Origin of the sequence: Variovorax endophyticus, assembly GCF_025376855.1 — a bacterium.
Lineage (GTDB): Bacteria > Pseudomonadota > Gammaproteobacteria > Burkholderiales > Burkholderiaceae_C > Variovorax.
On sequence record NZ_JAHUTH010000002.1, the window covers coordinates 161698 to 187233 of the forward strand.

Consider the following 25536-nt stretch of genomic DNA (forward strand, 5'->3'; position numbering starts at 1 on the left):
CAATGTCATAAATCCTCCCTAGCATGGCCGCATGAGCCTGCATCGCCCCAGCCGCCGCCAAGTCCTTCGTGGTGCGACGGCCATGGCCTTCGCTTCGTCCCTCGGATCCAGCTTCGCCCAGGGCGCGCGTCCCGCCGAACAGCCGGCGGTCAAGGTCACGCAACTCATGGACGTCTCGCCGAGCCAGCAGGCGCTGTCGCGCGACTATGCGACGGGCTTTCGCCTCGCCTTCGCGGAGCTCAAGGCCACGACGGGGCTCAACGTGCAGCTCAAGGCGTTGGAGGTGGGCGAATCGGATGCCGAAGTGCAGGCCGCGCTGAAGGCCGTCGGCGAGGACAGCACGCAGGCGGCCCTGGTGGGCAGCGTCGGCGAACGCCTTGCGCTCGCGAGCCTGGCGCATGCCGAGAGCAGCCGCCTCGAGATCGCGCATGTCGCGCCCTGGCTCGCCGACTCGCGCTTCGATGCGAACCCCAACCTGTTCGCGCTGTTCGCGTCGCGGGAAGACCAGATCCGCCACGTGCTCAAGAACCTCGCGACCATGGGCGTGGCGAAGATCGGCATCGTGTACCCGAGCGCCGGGCACGCCAGGGCGCTGCAGCCGGGCATGGCGCAGATCGCCGAACGCCTCAAGCTCGAGGCACAGGTGCTGACGGCGCCCCAGGGGCGCGACCTCGAATTCTTCGGCGGCCAGTTGCCCGCCAGCACGCCGTACTTCCTGCTGTTCACGGGCGATGCCATCGAGCTGGCACTGTTCACGCGCGGCCTCGCCCGACGGGGCGTGCAGCGCACCGTGGTGTGCCTGTCCGATGTCGACACCAACACCTTCCTGCAGCTGAGCCCCGGCAAGGGCGTACCCATCATCTTCACGCGCGTGGTGCCCGACCCGCGCACCAGCAAGATCGCGATCGTGCGCAGCTACCGCAACGCGCTGCAGCGCTACTTCGACGAGGAGCCCTCGCCGACCAGCTTCGCCGGCTACCTCGGCGGGCGCCATGCCGGTGCCGTCATCGCGGGCGCGGGCGCCGAGCCGGGGCGCGCGAAGCTGCTGGCCCAGTTCAAGCGCCGCGCCGCGGTGGAGCTCGACGGCTGGCGCTTCGACTACGCCGGCGGTTCGCGCGCCAGCAACCAGGTCAGCCAGATCCTGCTGAACAGCAGCGGCAACTTCGTGGGCTGAGGGGCCGCGCCTACCCGGCGCGCTGGATCATCTTCCACCCGTTGCCCGACGGATCCCTGAAGCCGGCATCCACGGTGCCGTAGCGCTCGACCGGCTCCTGCGTGAACTCCACGCCCTGGGCGCGCAGCCGTTCGTAGCTCGCGCGGCAGTCGTCGACGCTCAGCACCAGCGGCGGCATCGCGCCCTTGGCCACGATCGCCTGCAACGCCTGGGCCGTGGCCGCGTCGTGCACCGGCGGGCCGGGCTTGAACAGGCCGAGCTGGAACGCCGGCTGCTCGGGATGCTGCACGGTCAACCAGCGGTAGTCGCCGTTGCCGACATCGGTGTGGACGCGAAAGCCGAGCTTGCCCGCGTAGAAGGCGAGGGCCTCCTCCTGATCGCGCACATACAGACCGACCGTTTCAATACCTTGGCTCATGGAATCTCCTGTGGTTCGGCCTCGTTTGTACCGGCCGCGGCCTGACGGCGCTTCTCCGAAACTGCTGTTTCGAGATGGGGCCGCTGCGAGGCACTGACGATGCAGGCCGGCACCGGCCCGAAGGCCCGCGCCCCGCCCTTGCCACGCGCGCGCACCTCGCCCGGGCTGCCGCCCGTGATGTCGCGGAAGGTGCGCCCGAAGGTGCCGAGGCTGGACCAGCCGGTGGCGAAGGCGATGTCGGTGATGGAGAGCTCGGTCTCGCGCAGCAGCGCGCTCGCGCGTTCGATGCGGCGCGTGAGCAGATAGCGGTGCGGCGGTGTGCCGAAGGCCTGCTTGAACGAGCGCGCGAAGTGGGCCTCGGAAACGCCACTGACCTGCGCCAGCCGCTCGACCGGCCATTCCTCGTGCGAAGCGGCGTCCATGCGGTCCCTGGCGCGCAGCAGGCGCCGCAGCAGCGCCGGGTCCTGCGCGAGCGAGGCCGCGTCGACCGGCTCCCGGCGCCTCGTCACAGGCCGCCCGCCACCTTGAGCACGCTGCCGGTGACATAGGACGACTTGTCCGACAGCAGCCAGACGATCGCCTCGGCGATCTCGCGCGCCTCGGCCGCGCGGCGCATCGGGATGCGCGCCGCCACGCGCTGCGGCCGCCCGGGTTCGCCGGCCGCGGCATGGATCTCGGTGAGCGCGGTGCCGGGCGAGACCGCGTTGACGCGGATGCCCTGTTCGGCCAGTTCCTTGGCGAGGCCGACCGTGAAGGCCTCGAGCGCCGCCTTGGAAGCCGCGTAGTGCACGTACTCGCCGGGCGCGCCCAGCGTGGCCGCGATCGACGAGACATTGACCACCGCGCCGGTGCGCCCCTCGGCACGCCATTGCGCGACGACGGCCTGCGTGAGGTACATGGGCCCGAGCACGTTGACGTCCATCACCTGGCGCAGGGTGGCATGCGAGACGTCGGCGAAGCTGCCGAGCGGCCCGGTGATGCCGGCGTTGTTGACCAGCGCGGCCAGCGGCGCGAACGAGGGCGGCAGGGCCTGCAGCACGCGCGCCGCGCTGGCGGGATCGGCCGCGTCGGCCTGGATCGCGAAGGCGCGGTGGCCGGCCTGTTCGATCTCGCGCACCAGCGCGGCCGCCGCGTCGTGCCGGCGCTCGTAGGTGAAGCACACGTCGTGGCCGGCCGCGGCCAGCAGCTTCGCCGCCTCGGCGCCAATGCCTCGGCCGCCACCCGTGATCAACACGGTTCCCGCACTCGCCATGGGTCGTCTCCTTCGATGGGCGTGCCGCCATGCCGGGCACGCCGGCATTGTGTCGCAGGAGACCGGCGAAGCTCGTCGCGCGGAGCTACAGCGCCGGCCGCGCGGCCGACGGCGCGCGCGCATCGCGTGCGGGATTCATGAAGTCGAAATGCGCGGCGATCGGCGAGGACTCGGGCACCACGTAGACCACGCCCCGGCGCTGCCCCAGCGCGGGCTTCACGTAGGCGTCGTAGAAGGCCGCGGGCACGTTGATGCACCCGTACGAGATGCGGTTGTCGGCGATGGTGGGCGAGGCAAGCCGCTCGAGCCGGCGGTCGGCCTTGTTGGTGGTGCGCACGCGGTGCATGGAGATAGCGGCGTCGTAGTCGACCCAGACGATGTCCTCGCCACCCGTGTTGCGCCCCGGCTCGGAAGCGAAGCGCCCGGCCGGCGTGGTGCGTTCGTGCGGGCGGATCTTGGCCATGGGACGCTCGCCGATGCCCGGCACCGAATCGTCGCCGCGCGCGAGGCCCAGCAGCACCGGCGACGCGCCGAGCAGCGTGCCCTTCGCGTCGAAGACGAAGACGCTCGCGGCCTTCTTGTCGACCACCGCGAAGGCGCCGCCCGCGTTGTCGCGCGCCGCGACCGCGGCCTGGGCGATGCGCTGGGCATCGGCCGTCAGCGGGGCCGCGGGCATCGCGGGCGGGGCGGCAAGCGCCGCCGCGCTCGCGAGCAGCAGCGCTGCCGCCGCCGCCCGCGGAAACGGGATGCCGGTCTTCATCACTGAAGCCGCGGCCTCAGTTGCGGTCGGCGCGCGCCGGACGCATCGGCTGGGCGGCGGCCATGTTGCTGCTGCCCGAATCCTGCGACATCGCGGCGCCGCGCATCGGAGCCGGTGCCGGGGTGGCGGCCATGGTGTTGTTCTGGGGCGTGGTGCCGGTCGTGCCCATCGGGCCGCCCGCGGGGTTCTGCTGGCCGGCCGCGGTGGCGGGGTTCGGCGGCGCGGTGGTGGGCGGGTTGCCCTGCGCGAAGGCGGCGCCGGCGGCGGTGAAGGCGAGGGCTGCGATCAGATGGGACGTGCGATTCATGACGATGCTCCTTGAGGGATCCGGCAATGCCGGAAGGTTGGGGATCCGCCGGACCGTTTGCCCGACTGGTTTCAACTTAGGGCCCACGAAAAATCGCCAGGTCAGTTCGCGGCCCGGCCTCCTGTAGGAGCGCGACACCCGAAAACGACACGGGCCGGGCGTGCTCGACGCCCGGCCCGTGCCGGCAAATGCCATTCGATGGCGTTGGCTACTGCGGCTTCTTCTTCAAGCTGATGACCTGCGGCTGCGTGACCGCCTTGAGCCCGTCGATGCCGAACTCCAGGCCCCAGCCCGAACCCTTGACGCCGCCGAAGGGCACCATCGGATGGATCGCGCCGTGCTGGTTGATCCACACGGTGCCGGCCTCGATGCGCGACGCAACGGCGCGCGCCTGCTCGATGTCGGTGCCCCAGACCGAAGCGCCCAGGCCCACGTCGACGCGGTTGGCCTGCGCGATCGCGTCGTCGATGTCGCGGTAGCGGATCACCGGCAGCACCGGGCCGAACTGCTCCTCGTCGACCAGGCTCGCGCCGTCCGCGATGTCGGTGACCAGCGTGAGCGGATAGAAGTTGCCAGCGCCCGCGCTCGGCTCGCCGCCGCAGACGATGGTCGCGCCGCCGGCGCGTGCCTCGTCGACCAGCCGGCGCACCTTGTCGAACTGCATGCGGTTCTGGATCGGGCCCATCGCGATGCCGGGCTGCGCGCCGTCACCCATCGGCATCGCCTCGGCGATCGCCTTGAGCTCGGCCACCACCGCGTCGTGCAGCGCATCGGGCACGTACAGCCGCTTGGCGCAGGCGCAGGTCTGGCCCATGTTGAGGAAGGCGCCCCAGAACAGGTCCATGGCGATGGCCTTCGGGTCGGCATCGGGCAGCACGATGGCCGCGTCGTTGCCGCCGAGCTCGATCGTGGTGGGCGTGAGGTTGCGCGCCGCGGCGGCCGCGATCTTCGCACCGGTGGCGCTCGAGCCGGTGAACATGATCTTGTCGACGTCGGGGTTCTCGACCAGCCAGCCGCCGACCTCGCCGGTGCCGCTCACGGTGTTGAGCACGCCGGGCGGCAGCACCTCGGCGATCAGCCGCACCATCTCGAGCGTGCCGATGCTGGTGTATTCCGAGGGCTTGATGACCACCGTGTTGCCCGCGCGCAGCGAGGGCACGATCTGCCAGATGGCGATCAGCAGCGGCCAGTTCCACGGCGCGATCGCCGCGATCACGCCGAAGGGCTTGCGGTGCATCTCGTCGCGGCGCGTGGCGTCCTCGAACACCACGTCCACCGGCATATCGAGGCTGGCCGGCACCTGGGTCCAGGCCTCGCAGCCGAACAGCTCGAAGCGCGCGCCCGGCACCTCGGTCGGGCCGACACCGCCCAGCGGCTTGCCCTGCTCGCGCGTGACCCAGCCGGCCAGGTACTCGGCATTGCCATGCAGCACCTCGGCCACCTTCATCAGCAGCGCGCGGCGCTCGGCGTCGGGGCGCGCGGCCCAGGCCGGCTGCGCCTTGCGCGCCGCGCGCACGGCCTGCTCGACCTGCTCGGCCGTGGAATGCGGCACGAGGCCGATGGCCTCGCCGGTGGCGGGGTTCTTCGATTCGAAGCTGCGCTCCGACGTGACCGGACGGTTGTCGACGGTATTGGGGTAGGTTTGAAGGCTCATGGGGCGCAGTCTGCGAGCCCGCCGCCTTCATGGCATCGCGAACATTCGCGACGGGGTAATCCCGGGGTCTTCCCCAGGGCCCGGCGCGCCGCCCCCTGCGGCAAACCCTATCGCGAAAGCTCGCGATAGCCAGGCGAGCGAGCGCTTTCCAGAATCCCGGGGGCCGCTGCCCTGCCCTCGCCGGCCCCGGCCCCCTCACAACAACCGACAAGAAACCAGGAGACACGATGCCTCACCGCCTTCCGCCCGCTCTCACCGGCCTCCGCTCGCCTGCGCGCCTCGCACTGCTGCTGGCCGGCTGCGCCCTCGCCGGCGCGGCCGCGGCCCAGGCCGTGGACGGCGCGCGCATCGCCGCGGCCGATCGCGAGCCGGGCAACTGGATGAGCCACGGCCGCACCTACGACGAGCAGCGCTTCAGCCCGCTCGCGAAGATCAACGACCGCAACGTCGGCAAGCTCGGCATGGCCTGGACCTACAAGCTCGATGTCGACCGCGGCGTGGAGGCCACGCCGATCGTGGTCGACGGCGTGATGTACACCACCGGCGCCGAGAGCATCGTCTACGCGCTCGACGCGCGCACCGGCAAGCTGCTGTGGCGCCACGACCCGAAGGTCAATGCCGAATCGCTGAGCCAGGGCTGCTGCGACGTGGTCAACCGCGGCGTGGCCGTGTGGAAGGGCCGGGTCTACGTCGGCGCCTTCGACGGCCGGCTGATCGCGCTCGACGCGCGCACTGGCGAGCAGGTCTGGTCGGTCGACACCGTGCTCGACAAGACCAAGAGCTACACCATCACCGGCGCGCCGCGCATCGTGAAGGGCAAGGTGCTGATCGGCAACGGCGGCGCCGAGTTCGGCGTGCGCGGCTACGTCACGGCCTACGACGCCGAGACCGGCCAGCAGGCCTGGCGCTTCTTCACCGTGCCCGGCGACCCGGCCCAGCCGCCCGAGAACAAGGCCATGGCCATGGCGATGAAGACCTGGTCGGGCAACGGCTGGGTCAAGTGGGGCGGCGGCGGCACGGCCTGGGACTCGATGGCCTACGACCCCGAGCTCAACCTGCTGTACATCGGGACCGGCAACGGGTCGCCCTGGAACTACCAGTTCCGCAGCGAGGGCAAGGGCGACAACCTGTTCCTGTCGTCGATCGTCGCGCTCGACCCCGACACCGGCGACTACGTCTGGCACTACCAGACCACGCCCGCCGACCGCTGGGACTACACCGCAACGCAGCACATCGTGCTGGCCGACCTGCGCATCGACGGCAAGCTGCGCAAGGTGCTGATGCAGGCGCCAAAGAACGGCTTCTTCTACGTGCTCGACCGCACCGACGGCAAGCTGATCTCGGCGAAGAACTACGTGCCGGTCAACTGGGCCTCGCACATCGACCTGAAGACCGGCCGGCCCGTGGAGACCGGCGCCGGCAACTACGGGCCTGGCGAGCAGAAGAAGCTCGTGATCCCGGCCTTCCTGGGCGGCCACAACTGGCACCCGATGTCCTTCAACCCGAAGACCGGCCTCGTCTATCTGCCCGCGCAGGAGACCATGGCCGAGCTCGAGGCGCAGAAGGAGCCGCTGTTCCTGCCGACCAAGTCGGTGGTCAACCTCGGGCTGGAGGTGCCCGAGCTGCCCGAGGACCCGAAGATCGAGGCCCAGATCCGCGGCGCCTGGAAGGGCCGCCTGCTGGCCTGGGACCCGGTGCGCCAGAAGGCCGCGTGGTCGCACGACTACGCCAGCGCCTGGAACGGCGGCACCCTGAGCACCGCGGGCAACCTCGTGTTCCAGGGCACGGCCGACGGCCGCGCCGTGGCCTATGCGGCCGACAACGGCAAGCAGCTCTGGCAGAGCCCCGTCAACAGCGGCGCCATGGCCGGCCCGATCAGCTACGAGGTCGACGGCGAGCAGTACGTGAGCTTCATGGTCGGCTGGGGCGGCGCCTTCCCGCACATCACCGGCCCCATTTCGCTGAGCGCCCGCGTGCGGCCCGAGGCGCGCGTCGTGACCTTCAAGCTCGGCGCCAGCCAGAAGCTGCCGCCCGCCAAGCTCGCGCCCGCGCTGCCGCGCGCCGCCGACGTGCCGCCGCTCACCGCGTCGGCCGAGCAGATCAAGCAGGCGCGCCTCATGTTCAACGGCCTGTGCGGCTCCTGTCACGGCCTCAATGCCGTCAGCGGCGGCGTCGTCCCCGACCTGCGCTACATGAAGCCCGAGCAGCACGAGCTGTTCGCGGCCACCGTCAGCGGCGCGCGCATCAACCGCGGCATGCCGGGTTTCGCGGGCGTGCTCAAGCCCGAGGACATGCAGCTGCTGCACCAGTACGTCATCAAGCGCACCCACGACCTCAGCGCGGAGATCGCGGCCGCCCGGCCGGCCGCCAAGTAGGCAAACCCCATGCCGACGCCCTGCCCGGACTGGCTATCATCCGGCCGACCTGGATGTGCAGTCGGAGATGGGCGCATGAACGACGAAGAGCTGATGGCCGCGCAACGCCAGTTGCGCCGAAGCCTGCTGGATGGCCATGGCGCCCTGCGCTGGCGGCCCGCGCGCGACCTGGCCGCGCACCTCCTGCTGCATCTCGACGAACCCGACGACTGCTGGCGCTTCGCCGCCGGCTGGCTGCGCGAGGCCTTCGACGCCGACCGCGTCGACTGCGGCTTCGGCCGCCCCGACGAAGCCTGCTACCGCCCCCAGGCCGAGGCCTTGCGCCGCGACCGCGACGTGCCCTCGGTCATCGGCCTCGCCATCGACGCCGCCGACTGCGGCGTGCAGACCGTCTGGCACGCGCACGGCGTGGTGGTGCTGCGCGACGTCGAGCAGGAGCGCCGGCTTGGCCACGGCACGCGCGCCGAGTTGCTGCGCATGGGCACGCGCGTGAAGATGGCCGCGCCGATCATGGACCGCACGCGCCCGCTGGGGCTGATGTGCGTCGACTGGATGGATGCCTGCGAGCCGGCGCGCGACGAGCGCTGGGCGCGCTTCGAGGAGATCGCTGCGGTGGTGCTGGGGCCGGTGATGAGTGCGGCGCAGCGCGTGGCCAGCGGTGCGCAGCGGGACGTGGGTCGGCCGGTGCATGGCGGCGATGCGATCGACCTGCTCGAGAGCCTGACGCCGGCCGAGCGCACCGTGGCGCGGCTGGCGGTCGACGGGCTGAGCTACAAGGAGATTGCGCGGCGGCTCAATCGGTCGTTCTCCACCGTGGATCATCAGTTGCGCAGTGCGCGGAGCAAGCTGGGGGTGAGTTCCACGGCGCGGTTGGTGAATTTGATGTCGGGGACGCGGGCGCACTGAGGAAAGCTGCGCGGCATCACCGTGATGCGGCCATACCTGCCAGCTGAAGTTCGACTTCGCGGCTCGCTGATCGAGGTGAACCTGGGCGCGGTCGAGCGCCAGAATTCGGCCAGCACCAGACAACCATGAGCGACTCTCAGTGAACCCCTCCAAGCAGTACATCGATGTGCTTTGGAAGCACCAATTCGATGAGGAGCCCGTCCGGTTGGTGTCTGAGCTTGACGTGGATCGTTCCGAGTTGCGCAAGCTGGAGTTCTTCCGAGACGGCACCGTCGATGCTGCGGATGGCGGCCGTGAAACTCCGCGAACGCGTCTCGGCATCGGTGCGGTGCCTCCGCTAGACGAAATCAACCAAGACTCTCAGTTCGAAGGTTCAGCCATCACAGAAGATGAGTTCGAGGCGATGTGGCTCGAACATGCGCGGCGTGCGAATCAGTGATGGAAGGCAGAATGCGGCCAGAATCTGACATCCAATGCAGCACACCGACGCATTTGCCGAGCTCGATGCTCTCTTGACGAAGTCCGATCGGGACTCAATGGCCTGGGGCGAGTACGCCTACAAAGACGGTGAAGGACTTCTCTCCAGGCTGGACGCAGAAGAGCGCGCAATGTTGTTCCTCTCTGCGAAGACAAAGCCGGCGAGCTGGCGCGGATGCCTGGCCAGCATCCTTCATCCATCTAAGGCCGACGAAAGTGACGCGCTGATCAATGCCCTTTCGGACACCGACGACAACGTTATTGGCGAGGCCCTGCACAGGATCTACTTTTTTTGTGGCTTCAACTGCTCCGCCAAGAAGGGTGCGTTTGAAGACGCGCGAACTCGAGTCACGCCTTTCTGGGACAGAGTCAGATTGGACCGGAGCGTCTTAGAGCGGATTGAGCAACTCTCTCAAAAGAACTCCTACCTTGCTGCCTACTGGAATGTGTTCTCGGAGGCAGCAGGCGCAAGTGGACGGCGCCCCTAGATGCCAGCGGCGAACGACTGCTCTGGGGCAAGGCGAGAGACTGAAATGGGCCCTGAGCCGAAGTTCGCTGTTCTCGAAAGCAGTCGTTTGTCTGCTCACACTTGTGCTCACCAAAGGTCCAGCCGGTCAAACTGAAATCGAACAATTTCTGCACCAGCCGGAACATCCCCGAAGTCGAAGACGAAGCCGCACGCTTGGACCAGGCCCTCAGCTTGATCGACTACTTCACCGCAACCGCGATACCCGTAGCTCCCGTGGCATTCCAGCCGTTCTGCACCAGCAAGCGCCTTTTCATCTGTCGGCCAGTCTTGCAGGTACGGAGACTCCAGTTCGTCAACCATGACTGGATGCAGCAGGTTGGGAACTGTTTGGCCAACCTTGTAAGAGCACTGAAAGCAGAAGGCCACCACCGTGGCCACATCGCTGGAAAGCGTAACGTCGGCGTCCTCGCCATCCGAAAGCCAGTTGATGCTCAAAATGGTGAGGTGACTCATCGAAGTTGCGATTCTTGGCTTAATTGACAGCCTGTGTTGGACGACCGCTGTTGGCTGCCAGTTGTCCCAATTTTTGGGTTGACGGACATCGTCTTTATGGAGCCATCATTCCTAACGACGATGGAGATCTGGCCGCCGAGTTGTGACTGCCGAGCACCGACATGCCATTCGCCAGTCTTCCGGCTGATAGAAATAGCAGGGGCCCATCGCGCCTCTTCTTGTAGGGCGTGATTTCTGGCGATGCGAAAGGCAGTTATCGCATCCAAACCATCGGTATCGTCAACAAATTGGCCGTCGCTCTGGCGAAATCGGAATGTCACTTCAGAGCTAAAAGTCACATGCCATTCGCTGTCCTCAAGACTCCACCAGAGCGTTGGCAGGATGGCGCCCCAGCGTGGGCGTCCCATCTCGATGGTCTTCGACAGCGCTTCTACTTCGTCCATAGTGACTCTTCACTCCTGACCGGATTGTGCCCTTGCAGCGAACGACTGGTTGTGGCCGGGAGCTGACTAGTGGACATCGCGCGACGGGGGCGCGATGTCTGGAAAGTTTGCGCCGATGAACTCTGCGACGAATTCGTTCGGGTCAACAGGGTTCTGGGCGGCGCGTGCCGCGTCCAGATAGGCGCCCCATATTCGACGGATGGATTCGGGCATCGATTCAGGAAACTCCATCGCGGCGCTTACGATTTCCTGCCAAGTGCCATCGAGGCCAAGTGACTTCGCCAGCATCGGCCGAAGCTCCTCGAGCCCTCGACGCTGGTCGTCACTGAGTTGGTCAATTGCGTCGAGAACGTAGCTGTCCAAGAATCGCAGGAACGGCTTGTCTTGATAGCGGCTCATCAGGTCTCAATGAGTATTCGGTCTACGCGTATAGAAAGTCGCCTTTGTCGCGAATTCCGAGGGTCCGGTGAGTGTCCGGTCCTGGCCGTACTCCGACTTCCCTCCGATTCGGTCACTTGCGCCTGGAGTACCGTGCTTTCCGCCAATCCAAGTAGCCTGGGCTGTAATACTCGCCCTTATCAAGATGAACGCAGAAATAGGCGCCATCTGCAACGTCTTGCGCGCCTTGATGAGTCACGAGCTCCGCTACTTCTCGAAGCGTCCGCGTCGATGCTAGTCGGTCCATGAACCCTCTCGCAACAGAACACGCGCCTGCTTCGTCCATTCCGAAGTGCTGGATCAGCAGGCGCGCTGATGAACGCAAGCTCGTCTCAATGACCACTTCGGGCGGCGGTTCCTCGAAGAACTCGTTCGCCCATTGCTGGACGATGGCATCGCTCAGCCGGTCGGCAAGCATCGATGGCGCATGATGAGCAATGACTAGGTCACCCGATTGCTCGAGTTGCTGCAACTCGGACAACAGCCTGGCTGAGATGGCGTCATGGAGTGGTCGTTCTAGCATCGTGGCTTTTACGAAAGTGCATGGTGGGGCGGCGCGATGAACGGCCGGCTTTGGCCGACCGTCGCCACGCGCACAGCCGTCGCAAAAACGCCCAAAACGGCCGGTCGGCACTTCTCCAAAGCGGTCCTTGGAGCGCGCCTAGCTTATGGACGCCAGATAATCTTCGACCTCATGGTGCGAGTACCGACTCGCATAGTCCCGAGCGGTCATGCCTTCATCGCAAGAAAAGGACACATCAGCCCCTTTGGCAACTAGCAATTTGACGACTTCCAGGTGGCCGCGCTTTGCGGCCTTCCAAAGCGGTTGAATGTGACTGCGGTTGCCGATCCTGTTTGGGCTTACGCCGCGATCCAGCAACGCGGCGACCGTTGCCAATTGATTTGCTTCAGCCGCAGAGACCAACGCCCAGCCCTCAGCCTCATCATCGATGTGCTTTCCTCGCAAGTTTGCGAGAAAGGCGAGAAGCTCTCCCGTCTCGCCTCTTTTGGCAAGGTAGTAGAGGCGAGCATAGTCTTGTGAATCGTGGTGGGCGCTCATTGGGCTTCACCTTCTGGTACTGTCTGGATGCAGCCTGATGTTGATTGCGTTAGCGGGCCCTTCTTGCAAGTCGTCCAAAGGTCTTTTTTTAACTTGGTCATAGTGCTCCTCAAATGTCCGCACATGGCCGGCTGAAGTCAACACTGACCCGAAAGTGGCGGCTCTATTCGGGTCTGAAGGAAACCGAAGTACTTCAGGTTCTCGCGAGCAAAAATTTCCCGACCCTCAAGCATGTATGCCTTTGCCAGACTGTCGGCAACCTCATCAAGTAGCTCTAGCTCAAACTGGCATTGACCTAAACAAAGCAAGACGAATGGGTTAGTCGCGCCAGCCGAACCCCGTAATGCATAGTGAAATGCGTCAAACCCAGATGTCCAGAAGCCACGCGCGAAGGCGGCATCTCCGATCGCAGCCAGCACCCAAGTACTGGCCTCCCATTCGGTTGCCGGTTCTGGCACCAGTTTCCAAGCTTCGTTGAACGTGATGATTGCCTGCTTGTGCAGGCCCTGGCCGACTGTAGCCGGTCGTACCGTTGTCGTGGATACGTCCGCGGCAGACATGGTCAGAGCGTTACTTTCTTGTGGGCGGACCTACGGGCCCAACATCCATACCATCGTAGGAGGCGATTTCGAGTCGCTCGGCAAGTGCGTAGAGTTCCTGATTTCGAGAGTCCAGCGATGCCGGCGAATGGACCTCGATTCGCTCAACGTGTAGTCGGTAACGTCCAACATCCGCCGGCTCGATGCCGACTACGCGATAGCCTTTGCTTGTGAGCTCGGAGGCGGCCAACTCAAGCTTCACTCGAGAACCATCGAGAAAAAAGTAACCCCAAAGCAGTGGGCCATCGACGTTCCAGGGCGTCTTGGCACGCATCTGCGAGAACATCGCGTCAAGTTGACTGCGCGAAATTTGCCGTTTTGTTTGGGCTATCGCGAATTCTGATCCCGTTGGAACGGCAGCAGCTAGAGCAACAGTGAACACGATAGAAAAGCGTCGATTCATGTTCCGCATGATTGATCCCGATGTCGGGTTGTGGCCGCAAGCGACCTGCAGGACGGATGCTAGTTGCGGTCTGCTTCCTTGAGAAGCGCGGTATGCCTCGACCACCGAAATATGGGATCCTGTCGAGCATCCACAGCTCGGAGCATGAGACCGAAGACCACCGGATCGCCGTCGAAGAGATCTCGTTTCTACGGTTCTCGCGACGTGTTGTCCTTGCTGACATGGTCCAGCAGATCATCGACGGTATCGAACGACATCGTTTCTGCATCCACATCCCGCTCTGCGATTGCAAGGTCATCGAGACCGAGTTGTTCGTCGAGCTGAGCATGGATCCAGCTATCGGGGAACTGACGTGGAGCTTCGAAGCGCAGAAGTGTCGCTTCGGCGAACACGACGACCGACTTCAAGACCAGGTCGGATCGCAGGCTGGTGGATTCCTTCACCGGCTCGTCACCGACGGCCGCTTCGATTTCGCCAACGATCTGGTCGATGATCAGGCCCCACTGCGTTGGCGAGACGCCGAGTATCTGGTCGATGCGGTGCAGCAGAACTTTAGCGTCCGGCGCTCCCCCGTCCTCGAGTTCAGGATCGACGTTGACCCAAACGTCGGCTTGCGCCGCCAACACTCGAGCCCGGCCAACGACGATGTCCTCGCGCACCTCGACATCTGTGAGCATCCCGCTGCTTGAGATCGCTTCTCTAAATTCGTGGATCATTCCATCTTCCTGCGTGAAACTGTCGTCCGAGTCTGCTTCCGGCCGATCGTACCCATTCGTGCCAGGCCTACCTCGGCCTGCCTGTCGATGATCGGCATCGAGCGCGTGGCGGCCACCGAGGCCCATCCGCGAACCCGACCGAAGCGAAATCCTTCATCGAGAAGACTCCAGCCCGTCACGCCCAAAGAACATGTTCTCGAAGCCCTTTCATCGGCTCAATCCGACCGCATCACCACTTGCCAAGAAATCTGCGGCGCCCGAACACTCGCGCACACCGGCCCCCCATCCTTCATAGTTCCTTCGATGCATGCCTCGATCGCGGCATTCGGGTCGCCCGCTGCGCGCTCCACCAGCGCGATCGGAATATCGGCCAGCTTGATCTTCGCCCTTCGCTGCCACGGCGTTCCCGTCTGCCCCGCGGACAACCCAGAGTTCACGTACACGAATCGATCTGCGGGCGTGCCTTGCGCGAAAGGGCCCCGGAAGTTGGGAGAACCATCGGCGAGTGAGGGGCCAAGTGTCAGCGTGATGGCGAGAGACACCGAGTCCGCAGTCGCGAGGAATGGCCTCACCAACTCATTGCGCCCGCGCTGCACGGCAAAGTCGACGCCCGGCAGCGGCGACTGCAGCGTGAGAATGAGTTGGAGGTTTGCTCGGTGGTCGGTCCGCATGGGGCTGCAGTTTAGAGGCGACCTCGGCGCTGGCGCGCGCGAGATTGGCACATCGAACATCGTCGAGACAGAATCCCCGATCTCCCCAAAAGACTCGAGCACCCGGAATGCTCGTCCGCCTCCCATGACAAGACTGATTCACGCCCTGGCTTTGCTCGCCGTGCTGGGCGGTTGTGCGTCCGGTGCAAAACCTCCGCCGGAGGCCATGCCCGCGATCCCAAGCCCCTTCATGTCCGTGTGTCGAGACTTGGGAACGCCCATATTTCCCACACTTGTCTTTCCGCGAGCGGCCCGCGAAGCCCGGCAGGATGGCTGGGTCATCCTGGAACATGACGTGGCCGATGGACGAATGACCAACATACGGGTGATCGCATCGAGCCCCCAGGGCATGTTCGAGGAATCGGTGACCACCTGGGCACCGTCTGTCTACTTTCCATTGCGAAAGGATGGGCGAGGATGTCGTCGGCCGTTCGTGTTCCACAACCAATAGAGGTCTTTGACTTTTCTGGAACACAGAGCAGGCATCGACGCCCGTCCTTCAGTGCCTTGCCCCAGCGCCAATGGTGTCCAGCCGCGCCACAGCCTCGGCCGGCAACTTCAGCCCGGCCGCCGCCAGGTTCTCCCGCAGATGCCCCAGCGACGAAGTCCCCGGGATCAGCAGCAGGTTCGGCGAGCGCTGCAGCAGCCAGGCCAGCGCCACCTGCATCGGCGTGGCCCCGAGTTCACCCGCCACCTCCGACAGCACCCCCGACTGCAGCGGCGTGAAGCCCCCGAGCGGGAAGAAGGGCACATAGGCAATGCCCTCGCGCGCCAGCTTCTCGACCAGCGCGTCGTCGCCGCGGTTCGCGAGGTTGTACATGTTCTGCACGCCGACGATCGGCACGATGCGCCGGCCGTCGTCGACCTGCTTCGCGGTCACGTTGCTCAGGCCGATGTGGCGGATCAGGCCCTGCTGGCGCAGCTCGGCGAGCGCGGTCAGCGGCGCCTCGAGCGAGCCTTCGGCCGGCCCGTGCACGCCCAGCATGCTGCGCATGTTGACGACATCGAGCACGTCGAGGCCGAGGTTGCGCAGGTTGTCGTGCACCGCCTGGCGCAGCTCGGCCGGCGAGGCCGCGAGGTTCCACGAGGCATCGGCTCCACGCGTGGCGCCGACCTTGGTGACGATGGTCAGGTCGTCGCGGTACGGGTGCAGCGCCTCGCGGATGATCTGGTTGGTGACGTGCGGGCCGTAGAAGTCGCTGGTGTCGATGTGGTCCACGCCGGCCTCGAGCGCGGCGCGCAGCACCGCGACCGCGGCGGCACGGTCCTTCGGCGGGCCATAGACGCCGGGGCCGGCGAGCTGCATGGCGCCGTAGCCGAGACGCTTCACGTCGCGGCTGCCGAGGCGGAAGGTGGAGATGGTGTCGAGCGGGTTCATCAGGGTTCCTTTCAAGTTGACGCTGAATGTAGGCACCGCAGCGGCGTACGATAAGCCGGCTCAATGCGCACGGGTCGTGCGGAAAAACGAACAATCGAAAGACAGGCGATGACGGAACAGCTCGGCGATCTGGCGGTCTTCGTGGCGGTGGCGCGCGCGGGCGGCTTTCGCGAGGCGGCGCGGCTGCAGAGCGTGAGCGCCTCCAGCCTCAGCGCGGCGGTGCGCCGGCTCGAAACACGGCTGGGCGTGCGCCTCCTGCATCGCAGCACCCGCAGCGTGGTGCCCACCGAGGCCGGCGCGCGGCTGCTCGACCGGCTCGGGCCGGCGCTCGGCGAGGTCGAGGCCGCGCTCGACGTGGTCAACGGCTTTCGCGACAAGCCCGCGGGCACCTTGCGGCTCAACGTGCCCGCGAGCGCGTCGCGGCTGGTGCTGCCGGCGATCGTGCCGCCCTTTCTCGCGGCCTATCCCGAGATCCTGCTCGAGGTGGTGGTCGAGGAGAGCTTCGTCGACGTGCTGGCCGCGGGCTGCGATGCCGGCATCCGCTACGAGGAACGGCTCGAGCAGGACGTGATCGCGATCCCGATCGGCCCGCGCCGCCAGCGCATGGCGACCGCGGCCTCGCCGGCCTACCTCGCGGCGCACGGCCGACCCATGCATCCGCGCGACCTGCTGCAGCACGCCTGCCTGCGCGGGCGCTTCGCGAGCGGCGCGATGGCGGGCTGGGAATTCGAGCGCGAGGGCGAGGTGGTGACGGTGGACGTCGATGGGCCGTTGATAGTGCGCCTGGGCGGCGGTGTCGAGCTCGCGGTCGATACGGCGGTGGCCGGTATCGGCGTGATCCACCTGTTCGAGGAGTGGCTGCAGCCGCAACTGGCGAGCGGCGCGCTGGTGCCGGTGCTCGAGGACTGGTGGCAGCCCTTCACCGGGCCCTTTCTCTACTACCAGGGGCGCGAGCGGCTGCCGGCGCCGCTGCGTGCCTTCGTCGACTTCGTGCAGTCGCGACGCGGCTGAGGTCGCGCTTCAGCCGCCGGCCTGCGCCAGCGGCAGCGCCGCGCCGCCCTTCAGTTCCTCGAGGCACACGCTCGAACGCACCATGCTCACGCCGGGCAGCGCCGAGAGCTTCTCGGTCAGGAAGGTGCTGAGCGCCTCGAGGTCGCGCGCGATCACCTTGAGCACGTAGTCGACGTCGCCCGTCACCGAATGGCACTCGAGCACGTCGGGCAGCTGCGTCACGGCCTGTCGGAAGCGCTTGAAATCGCGCACATGGCCGCGTTCCATCGCGATGTGGACGAAGGCCATCACGCGCAGGCCCACGGCCGCGGGCCGCAGCCGCGCCTCGTAGCGCGCGATCACGCCCTCCTCCTCGAGCCGGTGATGCCGGCGGCTGCATTGCGCGGGCGAGAGCCCGACCGCGGCCGCGAGCTCGAGGTTGGAGATGCGGCCATGGCCCTGCAGCACCTCGAGCATGCGGGTGTCCATCGAGTCCAGCGGTACGGGTTGCAAGATGTTCTCCTGTTTGGTTGGAATGACGAAAGGACTTTTCTTCTTCGAGGGGCGATCCCCAGGCGAGATGAAAACCCATTGCACGAGCCGGACGAAAGAATCGTTGCGAGCTCGACCCAGGGGCGAAGCAGGCGAGACATCTTCTCTCGACAGGCAACGAATGCGCAACTGCATTGCATCGCCATTCGCGAACGCCCCGGGGGCGGCCATCCGATCCATCCGCACCGAGCTTCGACCAGGAGAACCCATGAAGCGCATCCCCGAACCGTTCCGCATCAAGACCATCGAGCGCATCGCCATGACCAGCCGAGCGCACCGCGAGCAGGCCCTGCTCGAAGCGGGGCTCAATCCCTTCCTGCTGCGCAGCGACGACGTCTTCATCGACCTGCTGACCGACAGCGGCAGCGGCGCGATGAGCGACCGCCAGTGGGCCGCGATGATGGCGGCCGACGAGGCCTATGCCGGCAGCCGCAGCTACTACCGGCTCGCCGACACCATCGAGAAGGTCTTCGGCCATCGCCACACGGTGCCCGCGCACCAGGGCCGCGGGGCCGAGCAGCTGCTTTACCCAGAGCTCGTGAAGCGCCGCGGCGCGAAGCAGCCGGTGTTCCTGTCGAACTTCCACTTCGACACCACCAAGCTCCACATCGAGCTGGCCGGCGCGCGCGCGCTCAACGCACTGACGAAGGAGGCACTGGACACCGCGACGTATCACGACTGGAAAGGCAACTTCGACCTCGACGAACTCGCGCGGCTGATCGAGACGCACGGCGCGGCCAACGTGGTGGCGCTGGTGGCCACCGTGACCTGCAACACCAGCGGCGGCCAGCCGGTCGCGCTGGCCAATCTGCGCGCGGCCTCGCATCTCGCGCGCGAAGCAGGTATTCCGGTGGTGATCGACGCCACGCGCTTCGCGGAGAACGCCTGGTTCATCCGCGAACGCGAGGCCGGCCAGGCCCGGCGCGAGGTACCCGACATCGTGCGCGACATGATGGCCTGCGCCGACATCGCGGTGATGTCGTCGAAGAAGGACGGGCTGGTCAACATCGGCGGCTTCTGCAGCTTCCGCGACGACCAGGACCTGTTTCGCGCCGTGCAGGAACGCTGCGTGGTCAGCGAGGGCTTCATCACCTACGGCGGCCTCGCCGGCCGCGACATGGAGGCGCTCGCGGTCGGCCTCGAGGAGGCCATGGATGCCGACTACCTGCGCTACCGCGTCGGCCAGGTCGCCTACCTCGGCGAGCGGTTGCGCGCGCAGGGCATTCCGATCCAGCACCCGACCGGCGGGCATGCGGTGTTCGTCGACGCAGCCGCGCTGCTGCCGCACCTGCCGGCCGACAGCTTTCCGGCCCATGCGCTCGCCTGCGAGCTGTACCTCGAAGCGGGCGTGCGCGCGGTCGAGATCGGCTCGCTGCTGCTCGGGCGCGATCCCGCCACCGGGTTGCAGGAGGAGGCGCCGCTCGAATCGATGCGGCTCACGATCCCGCGGCGCGTCTACACCAACGACCACATGGACTACGTGGCCGACGCGCTGGCCAAAGTGGCCCGGCGCGCCCCGCGCATCCGCGGCATGGCCTTCACCTACGAGCCGGCGCTGCTGCGCAACTTCACGGCGCGCTTTCGCTGGGCCGACAACTAACCGATGGGCGGGTAGCTGCCCGTGCCCTCGGGCCAGGGCGTCAGCACCTCGAAGCCGTCCTCGGTCACCGCGACCATGTGCTCCCACTGCGCCGACAGCGAATGGTCGCGCGTGACCACGGTCCAGCCGTCGGGCAGCTCGCGCGTCTCGCGGCGGCCCGCGTTGATCATCGGCTCGATGGTGAAGACCATGCCGGGCGCGAGCCGCAGGCCTTCGCCGGGCCGGCCGTAGTGCAGCACCTGCGGATCGTCGTGATAGATCTGCCCGATGCCGTGGCCGCAGTACTCGCGCACCACGCTGAAACGCTCGCGGTGCGCCACGCTCTGGATCGCATGGCCCACGTCGCCCAGCGTCGCGCCCGGGCGCACGGCCAGGATGCCGGCGCGCATGGCCTCGTAGGTGGTCTCGACCAGCCGGCGCGCGAGCGGGCTCGGCTCGTCGACGAAGTACATGCGGCTGCAGTCGCCGAACCAGCCGTCCTTGATCACGGCCACGTCGATGTTGACGATGTCGCCCTTCTTCAGCGTCTTCTGCGCCGAGGGAATGCCGTGGCAGACCACGTGGTTGACGGAGGTGCATACCGTCTTCGGGAAGCCCTTGTAGCCCACGTTGGCCGGGATCGCGTGCTGCACGTTGACGATGTAGTCATGGCAGAGGCTGTCGAGCTCCCCGGTGGTGACGCCGGGCTTCACGTAGGCTCCGATCATCCGCAGCACCTCGGCCGCGAGATGCCCGGCCTTGCGCGACAGCGCGATCTGCTCGGGCGTCTTCAGGGGCACGGCCATGTTCATTGCACGACCTTCGCCGCCCGCCCCGCCGCGCGGCCCGATGGCCGCGGCGCATGCGGCTCGCTCGGCGCGCAGGCCATCGCGAGGTCGAGCCCGCCGGCCATCTCGGCGCGCACCAGCAGCTGGCACAGCTCGCGGTGATCGAGGTCGGGATGCAGCTCGGCGAGCATGCCGATGCGCATCCAGTGCTCGGCCTGCGCGTTGATGGAGCGGCTCAGCGCGGTGCCCGCGACGCGCAGGTTCTCGTGCATGAGGTCGGAGATCTTGACGATGCCCATGGTTGTTCTTCTATATGAAACGTATACAAATCATATAGCATCATTCCCATCAGGGCAAACCGCCGCGCCGCCATGCTCAGTCCTGCAGGCAGAGGTACTTGAGCTCGAGGTAGTCCTCGATCCCGTGCCGCGAGCCCTCGCGGCCCAGGCCCGACTGCTTCACGCCGCCGAAGGGCGCGACCTCGTTCGAGATCAGGCCGGTGTTGATGCCGACCATGCCGGTCTCGAGCTGCTCGCCCACGCGCCAGAGGCGGCGGCGGTCCTCGGTGAACAGGTAGGCGGCGAGGCCGAACTCCGAATCGTTGGCCATCGCGACGACCTCCTCCTCGGTCTCGAAGCGGAACAGCGGCGCCAGCGGCCCGAAGGTCTCCTCGCGCGCCACGCGCATGGCCTGCGTCACGCCGGTCAGCACGGTGGGCTCGAAGAAGCTGCCGCCCAGCGCATGCGGCTTGCCGCCGGTGCACAGCTGCGCGCCCTGCGTGAGCGCGTCGTCGATGTGCTGGCGCACCTTGGCGACGGCGCGGCCGTCGATCAGCGGGCCCTGCGTGGTGCCGGCCTCGAGGCCGTTGCCCACGCGCATCGCCTCGACCGCGGCCACCAGCCGCGCGGCGACGGCGTCGTAGATGCCGGCCTGCACGTAGATGCGGTTGGCGCAGACGCAGGTCTGGCCCGCGTTGCGGAATTTGGAGGCCACGATGCCCTCGATCGCGCGGTCGAGATCGGCGTCGTCGAACACGATCAGCGGCGCATTGCCGCCGAGCTCGAGCGAGAGCTTCTTGATGGTCGGCGCGCACTGCTGCGCGAGCACGCGGCCCACGCCGGTGGAGCCGGTGAAGCTGAGCTTGCGCACGGTCGGGCTCTCGCACAGCGCGGCGCCGATCTCGGGCGCGTTGCCGGCCACGATCTGCAGCACGCCGGGCGGCAGGCCGGCCTCGAGCCCCAGCACGCCCAGCGCGAAGGCGCTCAGCGGCGTGAGTTCGGCCGGCTTCACGACGATGGTGCAGCCCGCGGCCAGCGCGGGGCCGACCTTGCGCGTGATCATCGCGGCCGGGAAGTTCCACGGCGTGATCGCGGCGCAGACGCCGATCGGCTGCTTGAGCACCACGATGCGCTGGCCGGCGCGCTGCGGCTGCAGCACCTCGCCGTCCACGCGCTTGGCCTCCTCGGCGAACCATTCGATGAACGAAGCCGCGTAGGCGATCTCGCCGCGCGCCTCGGCCAGCGGCTTGCCCTGCTCGAGCGTCATCAGCCGGCCCAGGTCGTCCTGGTGCGCGAGCATCAGCTCGGCCCAGCGGCGCAGCACGCGTGCGCGCTCGGGCGCGGTGCGCGCGCGCCAGGCGGGCAGCGCCGCGGCGGCGCCGGCGATGGCGCGCTCGGTCTCGGCGCGGCCCATCCGCGGCACGTCGGCCAGGTGCCGGCCGGTGGCGGGGTCGTTGACGGCGAAGGTGGCGCCGTCGTCGGCCGCGACCCACTGGCCGTCGATCAGGCCGGCGCCGCGCAGCAGGTCGGGGCGCTGCAGGCCCAGGGTGGATGCGGAGTTCATGCCGAGAACGCTTCCTCGACGATGGCCAGCGCGCGTTCGAACTGCGCGTCGGGAATGGTCAGCGGATACAGGAAGCGGATCACGTTGCCGTACATGCCGCAGCTCAGCAGCACCAGGCCCTGTTCCAGTGCCTTGGCCTGCACGCGCGCCACGGCCTCGGCGTCGGGCGCGCCCGTGGCCGCGTCGCGCAGCTCCACCGCGACCATCGAGCCCTGCGCGCGCACCTCGGCCAGCGCCGGATTCGATTCCTTGATCTTCAGCAGCCGGCCGACCAGGCGCTCGCCCAGCGCGGCGGCGCGTTCGCAGAGCTTCTCGTCGGCGATCACGTCGAGCACCGCGTGCGCCGAGGCCACCGCCAGCGGATTGCCCGCGTAGGTGCCGCCGAGGCCGCCAGGCGCCGGCGCGTCCATGATGGCGGCGCGGCCGGCCACGGCCGACAGCGGCATGCCGCCCGCGAGGCTCTTGGCCATGGTGATCAGGTCGGGCTCCACGCCGTGGTGCTGCATCGAGAACAGCCGGCCGGTGCGCGCGAAGCCGGTCTGCACCTCGTCGGCGATCAGCACGATGCCGTGCGCGTCGCAGATGCGGCGCAGGCCCTGCAGCAGCGCGGTGGGCGCGACGTTGAAGCCGCCCTCGCCCTGCACCGGTTCGATCACGATCGCGGCCACGCGCTTCGGGTCGATGTCGGTCTTGAACAGCTTCTCGATCGCGGCCAGTGAGTCGTCGGCGCTCACGCCCTGCAGCGCGCTCGGGAACGGCACGTGGAACACGTCGGCCGGGAACGGGCCGAAGCCGGTCTTGTAGGGCGCGACCTTGCCGGTCATGGCCAGCGCCATCAGCGTGCGGCCATGGAAGCCACCGCCGAAGGCGATCACGCCGGCGCGGCCGGTGTGGGCGCGCGCGATCTTCACCGCGTTCTCGAGCGCCTCGGCGCCGGTGGTGAAGAAGGCCGTCTTCACCGGGCCGGAGATCGGCACCAGCGCGTTGAGGCGCTCGGCCAGCGTCACCACGCTCTCGTAGGGAACGATCTGGTAGGCGGTGTGCGTGAAGCGCCCGAGCTGCTCCTGGATCGCGGCCACCAGGCGCGGATGGCGGTGGCCGGTGTTGAGCACCGCGATGCCGGCGGCGAAGTCGATGTATTCGCGGCCCTCGATGTCCCACAGCGTCGCGTTCTCGGCGCGCTGGGCATAGAAGCCGCACATCACGCCCACGCCTCGCGGCGTGGCCGCGAGGCGGCGGGTCTGGAGTTCGGAGTTGGTGGTCATGGCTGAAGGCGTCCGGGAAAGGCTGGAGGTCGATCGGAAGTTCTGATTGAATGCGCAATTGGCTCCATCAAAAAGATCCACTTCCTGCAATCAGGATGGAGCCAATCCAAAAAACCCATGAAATCCATCTGCGCCGACCTGGTGCTGCAGCGCATCGCTCCCGCCGCCGGTGCCGCGCTCAACCGCCAGCTCTACGACTGCCTGCGCGGCGCCATCCTCGACGGCAGCCTGCCGCCCTCGAGCGCGCTGCCGGCCTCGCGCGACCTGGCGCGCGAGACCGGCATGTCGCGCAACACCGTGCTGCATGCCTACGAGCAGCTGCGCGCCGAGGGCTACGTGCATTCGCGCGTGGGCAGCGGCACCTTCGTGGCCGAGACCACGCCCGAGAGCCAGCTCGCCACCGGCCGCGGCGCCGCCGCCGCGCCGGCCCGCGCCGCGCCGGTACGGCTGGCCCGGCGCGCCCAGGCGCTGGTCGACGATGCCTCGGCCGCGGCGCGCCAGTGGGGCGCCTTCATGCCCGGCGTGCCCGACGTGACCCAGTTCCCGCACCGCGCCTTCGGCCGCATCGTCGCGCGCCTGTGGCGCGATCCCGCGCCCGAGCTGCTGACCTATTCGCACGGCGGCGGCCATCCCGCGCTGCGCGAGGCGGTGGCCGAGCACCTGCGCGTGGCGCGCGCGGTGCGCTGCGATGCCGACCAGGTGCTGATCACCGAGGGCGTGCACCAGGCCATCGACCTGTCGCTGCGCATGCTGGCCGACCCGAGCGACACCGTGTGGGTCGAGGAGCCCGGCTACTGGGGCTTCCACAAGCTGCTGCAGATGGGCGCCTGGCGCGTGCGGCCGCTGCGCGTGGAGGCCGAGGGCGACGGTCCCGGGGCCGGCTGGCCGCGCGGCGGCAGCGCGCCGCGGCTGATCTTCGTCACGCCTTCGCACCAGTACCCGCTGGGTTCGGTGATGAGCCTGGCGCGCCGGCGCGAGCTGCTCGACTTCGCGCGCCAGTCGGGCAGCTGGATCGTGGAGGACGACTACGACAGCGAGTTCCGCTTCGCGGGCCGGCCCATTCCCTCGATGCAGGGGCTCGAGGACGACAGCCCGGTGATCTACATCGGCACCTTCAGCAAGACCCTGTTCCCGGGCCTGCGCGTGGGCTACATGGTGCTGCCGCGCGCGCTGGCCGCGCACTTCCGCACCGCGCATGCCGACCTCTACCGCGAGGGCCACGCCATCACGCAGGTGGCGCTGGCCGAGCTGATCGGCCAGGGCCACTACGCCGCCCACATCCGCCGCATGCGCGTGCTCTATGCGCGCCGGCGCGCGCTGCTGGCCGGGCTGATCGGCGAGCACCTGGGCCCCGACCATCTGCATCCGCAGGCCAGCAATGCCGGGCTGCACCTGGTGCTGCGGCTGCCCGAGGACCGCGACGACGTGGCGATCATGGAAGCGGCGCAGGCGCGCGGCGTGCTCTCGCGGCCGCTGTCGCGCTACTACCGGCGCGGCGACGGGCGGCGTGGGCTGCTGCTGGGCTATGCCTGCGTGGAGGAGGCGAACATCGAGCCGGCGTTTCGCGTGCTGCTCGACTGCATCCGGCCTTGAGCGGCGCCCGGCCGGTTCGCATCGGCCTACACGCGCTGGCCGATCGTCCCGACAGCGCCGCGCGCTCGATCGGGTCCCAATGAGGCTTCCGCCATCCAACGCTTTCGCCCCTCGTGCCCCTGCCGCCCGCGCAAGATCGATCCGCCCGCCCCGGACGCCGCCTGGCCCTCGCGCTGGTCGTCGCCATCGCCGCCGGCGTGGTGGCCGTCTTCACAGGTGCCATCGAGGTGCCCGAGCGCCACGATCCCTGGGCGCCGCTCGACGTGAGGGCGGCGCCCAACTGGCTGACCACCTACAAGCTCGCGCGCGCACGCGGCGATCCGGTGCGCTGCCAGGCCGCGCTGGCCGACACCGGCATGCAGTACGAGCGCGTGCCCGACCGCGTCACCGGCCCGGGCTGCGGCTTCGAGAACGCGGTGCGCCTGCGTTCGGCCGGCGTGCGCCTGGGCAGCGCGCCCACGCTGAGCTGCCCGATGGCGCTGTCCTTCTTCATGTGGGAGCACCATGCGCTGCAGCCCGCGGCCCTGCGGCACTTCGGCCAGCCGGTCGCCGCGATCGACCACCTCGGCAGCTATGCCTGCCGCAACGTGAACCGCGGCGAAGGCGCGATGCCCGGCGCGCCGCGCAGCTGGCATGCCACGGCCGACGCCTTCGACGTGGCCGGCTTCGTCCTCGCGGACGGGCGCCGCGTCAACGTGCGCAGGGACTGGCACACCGACGCTTCGAACCCTTCGGCCGCGCTGCTGAACGACGCCCATCTGGGCGCCTGCCGGTTCTTTCGCGGCGTGCTCGGGCCTGAGTACAACGCGGCGCACCGCGATCACTTCCATCTGGAGACGGGCGGGTTTCCGATGTGCCGCTGAGCCCGTCTGCTA

Annotated in this window: 31 protein-coding genes; 10 read left to right on the forward strand and 21 right to left on the reverse strand. The window is 67.8% G+C overall.

Annotated elements, in window-relative coordinates:
* Positions 1–82 precede the first annotated feature (82 nt).
* Positions 83–1174 carry an ABC transporter substrate-binding protein gene (locus KV106_RS03470; RefSeq protein WP_261206112.1) on the forward strand — a complete coding sequence of 364 codons (1092 nt, stop codon included), beginning with the start codon at positions 83–85 and terminating at the stop codon, positions 1172–1174.
* Between the two features lie 10 nt (positions 1175–1184).
* On the opposite strand, the gene KV106_RS03475 is transcribed toward KV106_RS03470, so the two are convergent.
* From KV106_RS03475 to KV106_RS03500, 6 genes are all read right to left on the reverse strand, one after another.
* Positions 1185–1592: a VOC family protein gene (locus KV106_RS03475; RefSeq protein WP_057589938.1), complete on the reverse strand. Its 408-nt coding sequence runs from the start codon at positions 1590–1592 to the stop codon at positions 1185–1187.
* Positions 1589–2101 carry a helix-turn-helix transcriptional regulator gene (locus tag KV106_RS03480; RefSeq protein ID WP_261206113.1) on the reverse strand — a complete coding sequence of 171 codons (513 nt, stop codon included), beginning with the start codon at positions 2099–2101 and terminating at the stop codon, positions 1589–1591. Before KV106_RS03480 ends, KV106_RS03475 begins: the two co-directional genes overlap by 4 nt.
* A complete protein-coding gene (locus tag KV106_RS03485) occupies positions 2098–2844 on the reverse strand; it encodes an SDR family oxidoreductase (protein ID WP_261206114.1) in 747 nt (248 codons plus the stop codon). The genes KV106_RS03480 and KV106_RS03485 overlap by 4 nt, the downstream gene beginning before the upstream one ends.
* Positions 2845–2929: 85 nt before the next feature.
* Complete coding sequence (locus KV106_RS03490) at positions 2930–3604, reverse strand: L,D-transpeptidase (protein ID WP_261206115.1); 675 nt, start codon at positions 3602–3604, stop codon at positions 2930–2932.
* Between the two features lie 16 nt (positions 3605–3620).
* The gene (locus tag KV106_RS03495) at positions 3621–3911 is read right to left on the reverse strand and encodes a proteophosphoglycan ppg4 (RefSeq protein ID WP_261206116.1); all 291 of its coding nucleotides are present in this window, start codon (positions 3909–3911) and stop codon (positions 3621–3623) included.
* Between the two features lie 208 nt (positions 3912–4119).
* A complete protein-coding gene (locus KV106_RS03500) occupies positions 4120–5565 on the reverse strand; it encodes an aldehyde dehydrogenase family protein (protein ID WP_261206118.1) in 1446 nt (481 codons plus the stop codon).
* A gap of 227 nt (positions 5566–5792) precedes the next feature.
* On the opposite strand from KV106_RS03500, the gene KV106_RS03505 reads away from it, so the two are divergent.
* The 4 genes from KV106_RS03505 to KV106_RS03520 all read left to right on the forward strand — a co-directional run bounded on the left by KV106_RS03505 (position 5793) and on the right by KV106_RS03520 (position 9811).
* Positions 5793–7940, forward strand: coding sequence for a PQQ-dependent dehydrogenase, methanol/ethanol family (locus KV106_RS03505; protein WP_261206119.1), 2148 nt, complete (start codon positions 5793–5795; stop codon positions 7938–7940).
* A 75-nt stretch (positions 7941–8015) separates the two neighbouring features.
* The gene (locus KV106_RS03510; RefSeq protein ID WP_057589945.1) at positions 8016–8846 is read left to right on the forward strand and encodes a helix-turn-helix transcriptional regulator; all 831 of its coding nucleotides are present in this window, start codon (positions 8016–8018) and stop codon (positions 8844–8846) included.
* Between the two features lie 139 nt (positions 8847–8985).
* Positions 8986–9285, forward strand: a complete 300-nt coding sequence (locus tag KV106_RS03515) for a DUF6881 domain-containing protein (protein ID WP_261206120.1) — start codon at positions 8986–8988, stop codon at positions 9283–9285.
* A gap of 34 nt (positions 9286–9319) precedes the next feature.
* On the forward strand, positions 9320–9811 hold the full coding sequence (locus KV106_RS03520) for a hypothetical protein (RefSeq protein ID WP_261206121.1): 492 nt from the start codon (positions 9320–9322) through the stop codon (positions 9809–9811).
* 107 nt (positions 9812–9918) lie between these two features.
* Here the strand turns inward: KV106_RS03520 and KV106_RS03525 are convergent, their stop codons facing one another.
* The 9 genes from KV106_RS03525 to KV106_RS03565 all read right to left on the reverse strand — a co-directional run bounded on the left by KV106_RS03525 (position 9919) and on the right by KV106_RS03565 (position 14635).
* Positions 9919–10305 (reverse strand): hypothetical protein, encoded by a 387-nt coding sequence (locus tag KV106_RS03525; protein WP_261206122.1) that lies wholly within the window; start codon positions 10303–10305, stop codon positions 9919–9921.
* The gene (locus KV106_RS03530; protein WP_261206123.1) at positions 10302–10748 is read right to left on the reverse strand and encodes a hypothetical protein; all 447 of its coding nucleotides are present in this window, start codon (positions 10746–10748) and stop codon (positions 10302–10304) included. Before KV106_RS03530 ends, KV106_RS03525 begins: the two co-directional genes overlap by 4 nt.
* A 66-nt stretch (positions 10749–10814) precedes the next feature.
* Positions 10815–11147: a hypothetical protein gene (locus KV106_RS03535; protein ID WP_261206124.1), complete on the reverse strand. Its 333-nt coding sequence runs from the start codon at positions 11145–11147 to the stop codon at positions 10815–10817.
* Between the two features lie 112 nt (positions 11148–11259).
* A complete protein-coding gene (locus KV106_RS03540) occupies positions 11260–11709 on the reverse strand; it encodes a hypothetical protein (RefSeq protein WP_261206125.1) in 450 nt (149 codons plus the stop codon).
* A 138-nt stretch (positions 11710–11847) separates the two neighbouring features.
* The gene (locus KV106_RS03545) at positions 11848–12246 is read right to left on the reverse strand and encodes an ankyrin repeat domain-containing protein (protein WP_261206126.1); all 399 of its coding nucleotides are present in this window, start codon (positions 12244–12246) and stop codon (positions 11848–11850) included.
* Between the two features lie 137 nt (positions 12247–12383).
* Positions 12384–12806 (reverse strand): tetratricopeptide repeat protein, encoded by a 423-nt coding sequence (locus KV106_RS03550; RefSeq protein ID WP_261206127.1) that lies wholly within the window; start codon positions 12804–12806, stop codon positions 12384–12386.
* 10 nt (positions 12807–12816) lie between these two features.
* Entirely contained in the window at positions 12817–13248 is a 432-nt protein-coding gene (locus KV106_RS03555) for a ribonuclease E inhibitor RraB (protein ID WP_261206128.1), read from the reverse strand.
* 188 nt (positions 13249–13436) lie between these two features.
* Positions 13437–13964: a hypothetical protein gene (locus KV106_RS03560; RefSeq protein WP_261206129.1), complete on the reverse strand. Its 528-nt coding sequence runs from the start codon at positions 13962–13964 to the stop codon at positions 13437–13439.
* Positions 13965–14179: 215 nt separating this feature from the next.
* Complete coding sequence (locus KV106_RS03565; RefSeq protein ID WP_261206130.1) at positions 14180–14635, reverse strand: DUF5990 family protein; 456 nt, start codon at positions 14633–14635, stop codon at positions 14180–14182.
* 229 nt (positions 14636–14864) lie between these two features.
* Here KV106_RS03565 and KV106_RS40045 point away from each other — a divergent pair, with 229 nt between their 5' ends.
* Complete coding sequence (locus KV106_RS40045) at positions 14865–15125, forward strand: energy transducer TonB (RefSeq protein ID WP_409976479.1); 261 nt, start codon at positions 14865–14867, stop codon at positions 15123–15125.
* A 48-nt stretch (positions 15126–15173) separates the two neighbouring features.
* Here the strand turns inward: KV106_RS40045 and KV106_RS03570 are convergent, their stop codons facing one another.
* Complete coding sequence (locus tag KV106_RS03570) at positions 15174–16052, reverse strand: aldo/keto reductase family oxidoreductase (protein WP_261206131.1); 879 nt, start codon at positions 16050–16052, stop codon at positions 15174–15176.
* Between the two features lie 108 nt (positions 16053–16160).
* Between KV106_RS03570 and KV106_RS03575 the strand changes: the two genes are divergently transcribed.
* Positions 16161–17063 carry a LysR family transcriptional regulator gene (locus tag KV106_RS03575; protein ID WP_261206132.1) on the forward strand — a complete coding sequence of 301 codons (903 nt, stop codon included), beginning with the start codon at positions 16161–16163 and terminating at the stop codon, positions 17061–17063.
* Between the two features lie 9 nt (positions 17064–17072).
* Here the strand turns inward: KV106_RS03575 and KV106_RS03580 are convergent, their stop codons facing one another.
* Entirely contained in the window at positions 17073–17531 is a 459-nt protein-coding gene (locus KV106_RS03580) for an Lrp/AsnC family transcriptional regulator (RefSeq protein WP_261206571.1), read from the reverse strand.
* A 271-nt stretch (positions 17532–17802) separates the two neighbouring features.
* Here KV106_RS03580 and KV106_RS03585 point away from each other — a divergent pair, with 271 nt between their 5' ends.
* Positions 17803–19194, forward strand: a complete 1392-nt coding sequence (locus KV106_RS03585) for a tryptophanase (protein ID WP_261206134.1) — start codon at positions 17803–17805, stop codon at positions 19192–19194.
* On the opposite strand, the gene map is transcribed toward KV106_RS03585, so the two are convergent.
* From map to KV106_RS03605, 4 genes are all read right to left on the reverse strand, one after another.
* Positions 19191–19985, reverse strand: a complete 795-nt coding sequence (gene map / locus KV106_RS03590) for a type I methionyl aminopeptidase (protein ID WP_261206136.1) — start codon at positions 19983–19985, stop codon at positions 19191–19193. The two genes, KV106_RS03585 and map, sit on opposite strands and share 4 nt — an antisense overlap.
* Positions 19982–20260 (reverse strand): ParD-like family protein, encoded by a 279-nt coding sequence (locus KV106_RS03595; protein ID WP_057589954.1) that lies wholly within the window; start codon positions 20258–20260, stop codon positions 19982–19984. The genes map and KV106_RS03595 overlap by 4 nt, the downstream gene beginning before the upstream one ends.
* Positions 20261–20336: 76 nt before the next feature.
* The gene (locus KV106_RS03600) at positions 20337–21803 is read right to left on the reverse strand and encodes an NAD-dependent succinate-semialdehyde dehydrogenase (protein ID WP_261206138.1); all 1467 of its coding nucleotides are present in this window, start codon (positions 21801–21803) and stop codon (positions 20337–20339) included.
* The gene (locus tag KV106_RS03605; protein WP_261206139.1) at positions 21800–23068 is read right to left on the reverse strand and encodes a 4-aminobutyrate--2-oxoglutarate transaminase; all 1269 of its coding nucleotides are present in this window, start codon (positions 23066–23068) and stop codon (positions 21800–21802) included. The genes KV106_RS03600 and KV106_RS03605 overlap by 4 nt, the downstream gene beginning before the upstream one ends.
* Before the next feature lie 117 nt (positions 23069–23185).
* Here KV106_RS03605 and pdxR point away from each other — a divergent pair, with 117 nt between their 5' ends.
* A complete protein-coding gene (gene pdxR / locus KV106_RS03610; protein ID WP_261206140.1) occupies positions 23186–24661 on the forward strand; it encodes a MocR-like pyridoxine biosynthesis transcription factor PdxR in 1476 nt (491 codons plus the stop codon).
* A 113-nt stretch (positions 24662–24774) separates the two neighbouring features.
* Positions 24775–25524 (forward strand): extensin-like domain-containing protein, encoded by a 750-nt coding sequence (locus tag KV106_RS03615; RefSeq protein WP_261206141.1) that lies wholly within the window; start codon positions 24775–24777, stop codon positions 25522–25524.
* Positions 25525–25536: the final 12 nt, after the last annotated feature.